This is a genomic window from Streptomyces sp. NPDC004752 (assembly GCF_053601275.1).
The window spans coordinates 6857-9818 of sequence record NZ_JBSGBN010000218.1; the positions used below are offsets into that span (position 1 = coordinate 6857).

The 2962-nt window shown below is 71.1% G+C and carries 2 protein-coding genes; one reads left to right on the plus strand and one right to left on the minus strand.

Annotated features, from left to right (window positions below; all coding sequences use genetic code 11):
* Positions 1 to 124 precede the first annotated feature (124 nt).
* A complete protein-coding gene (locus ACWEKM_RS44530) occupies positions 125 to 1162 on the minus strand; it encodes a DUF2637 domain-containing protein (protein WP_451627021.1) in 1038 nt (345 codons plus the stop codon).
* A gap of 454 nt (positions 1163 to 1616) precedes the next feature.
* Here ACWEKM_RS44530 and ACWEKM_RS44535 point away from each other — a divergent pair, with 454 nt between their 5' ends.
* A complete protein-coding gene (locus ACWEKM_RS44535) occupies positions 1617 to 2432 on the plus strand; it encodes a GntR family transcriptional regulator (RefSeq protein WP_451627022.1) in 816 nt (271 codons plus the stop codon).
* The last annotated feature ends 530 nt before the right edge of the window (positions 2433 to 2962 follow it).

Sequence of the window (2962 nt, forward strand, 5' to 3'; positions counted from 1 at the left end):
GGGGCCCGGGCCCGCGGCGCCAGGGGGGGGGGGGCGCCCCCGGTGGGCCCCCCCCCCCGCCCCGCGGTGCCCGGCTTCGGCCGAACCGAGTCCTGGCCGAACCAAAGGCCGGCCGAACCGATTTCTAACCGAACTGCTGCTCCAGGTCCTTGAGCTTGCGCTCCAGGGAGTCGAGTCGCGGCAGGGCCATGGTGTCGTCCTCCGCGGTCAGGTCGACGGTGATCGGGTCAGTCCCTTTGCGGACCGGCTGAAGGGAGGGCCGAGAGCGTACGGGCAGCTGTTCCGGCGCCGCTATGGCAGGCTCCGCTGAGACCTGTGTGGAGCCGCGCTCCACCGCCTGCAGCTCGCCCTGACGGCCGCCACGCCCTATGAAGCCGCGGGTTCCACGGCTGAGGGCCTTGAGCTGGGCCCGCTCGATGCGCTGCTGGTCGCGCCTGCGCATCCGGGCCTCCTCCTTCTGCCGCTTGTCGTCGCGGACCTCGTCGACGGCCTCGTCCAGGCTGCGCACGTTCTCCAGCAGCATCAGCGACCATGCCTTGTAGGTCTCGCGGGGCGCGCGCAGCCAGCGGACGATGCGAATCTGCGGCAGCGGACGCGGCACGAGACCCTGCTCGCGCAGGGCGGCCCGGCGGGTCTGCTTCAGCGCCCGGTCGAACAGCACGGCCGCGGACAGGGACATGCCCGCGAAGAAGTGCGGGGCGCCGTCGTGGCTCAGGCCCCTGGGCGCGTGCACCCAGTTGAACCAGGCAGCGGCGCCCGCGAACGTCCACACGAGTATCCGGGAGCCGAGGGCCGCGTCGCCGTGGCTGGCCTCGCGCACCGCGAGGACGGAACAGAACATGGCCGCGCCGTCCAGGCCGAACGGCACGAGGTACTGCCAGCCGTTGTTCAGGCCCAGGTTCTGCTCACCGAAGCCGACCAGACCCTTGAAGGAGAGCGCGGCCGCGACCGCAGCACAGCAGAAGAGGAGTACGTAGGAAGCCCAACCGTATATGGCCTCCTTGCGCCTGCGCCGCTCCTCGCTCCGCTCCCACGAGTCCTCGATCTTCGCGTGCTCCCCGGACCGCTTGCTGCGCGCGAGCACCGCCACCGCCGCCAGGATGCCCACGAGCAGTACGGCGCCCGGAAGCAGCCAGTTCAGCGATATGTCGGTCAGTCTCATCTGGGGTCCCTTGCATTGGGATAGGGCGTAACGCCCGCCATAGTGGCCCAATTCCACCGGCCCTCAGGGGGTTTCGGGGCAAGAGGCTGCCAAGGAGGCGCAAGGGGATGCCCATGGCGGCGTTCTGCTCGAACTGCCGCTTGAGGGGCGGGAGTTGAGTTCGAGTAAGACTACCCATACGGATGGTTCCACGGAAAGTTCCCGTGAAAAGTGAGGAAGTTGTGAATCGGCTGCCCCCGTACGGGTGTCCTGGTTGTAGATGATCTTAGTGGATGTCGGTGAGTGCTCCGCACCACAGGCCCACCGCCCCACAGGCCCGTCACGGGACAGGTGAGCATAGCCTTGCCTGATCCGTTCGGAATTTGAACTGTCGTCTCGTGCGCCTAGGGTGCTTGACGGACAGGTAACAACCCGTCGTAATGACCCCAAGTGCCGACAACCCGGAGGAGGACCCGTGAGGCACGGTGTGCACGACTCCGCCGGGACCGGGATCCCGGAGCTGCGGGCGGAGGGGGCCCGGGTGCCGGCCCAGGCATTCCCCGCGGGCGCGGGTCGGGAGCGGGGTGCGGACCGGGAGCGGGGTGCGGTGCCGCCGGGCGTCCGCGGGGAGCACACGCACAGTGAGCAGCCGATGCCGCAGCCGCGCCCGATCCGGCGGGCGTCGGTGCGCGGGCAGATCCTGGACGCGCTGCGCACCGCGCTGGTGACGGGTGAGCTGGAGCCCGGTGAGGTGTACTCGGCGCCGGTGCTCGGGGAGCGGTTCGGGGTGTCGGCGACGCCCGTGCGGGAGGCCATGCAGCGGCTCGCGCTCGAAGGCACGGTCGAGGTCGTGCCGAACCGCGGGTTCCGGGTGGTCGAACGGGGCGCGCGGGAGCTGGCCGAGCTGGCGGAGGTCCGGGCGCTGATCGAGGTGCCGATGGTGCTGCGGCTGGCCCGCACGGTGCCGGCCGAGCGCTGGGAGGAGCTGTGGCCGCTGGCCGAGGACACCGTCCGAGCCGCGTCCTCCGGCTGCCGGGCGACGTACGCCGAGTCGGACCGGGTCTTCCACCGGGCGGTTCTGTCCCTGTCCGGCAACGAGCAGCTGGTGCAGATCGCGGAGGACCTGCACCGACGATCCCAGGGACCGCTGGTCGGCAGCCCGGCCCGGACCCAGCGCGCCGATCTGCTGGCGGACGCGGTCCAGCACACGGCCCTCCTGGAGGCCCTGATCGCCCACGACCTGGACGCGGCCCAGTCCCTGACGACAGCCCACTTCACCCCCACCCCCTGAACCCCGCCCCCTGCGCTCGGGGGCGGGTGTCCGGCGGGGTCCCTGGTGCGGCGGCTCCGGTTCGACGTGCGGCGTGTGCGTGTGCGGGCAGGCCCGGTTCGGTTCGTACGCGTACGGTGCGGGGGCGCCTGGCGTACTGGGTGCGGGTCGGGGGTGTCCTTTCGGTTCATCGTGTGGGCGGTGGCCGATGTTCGGTGGGTGGCCTGGGGTGGTCGTTGGTCAGGGCGTGTCGGGTCCGCGTCCTTCCGCCCCATCATCGGTCGCCCCTTGCGGCCGACGGCGGGTGCCCGACGGGCCCCTGGGCGGCGTGCGGTGTGTGCGTGTGCGTGTGCGGGCTGGTCCGGTTCGGTTCGTACGCGTATGGTCGGCGGTTGCCTTGGCGTACTGGTGCGGGTCGGGGTGTTCTTTCGGTCGGACATCGACCGAGGTGATCTTAGAGCTGCGAACAGAATGGGCGCCCGGCGTGCGGCGTCTGGCACGCACTCCCCCAGCCTTCGGCCGGGAGGTGCCCCCACGCGGCGTTGCCGAAA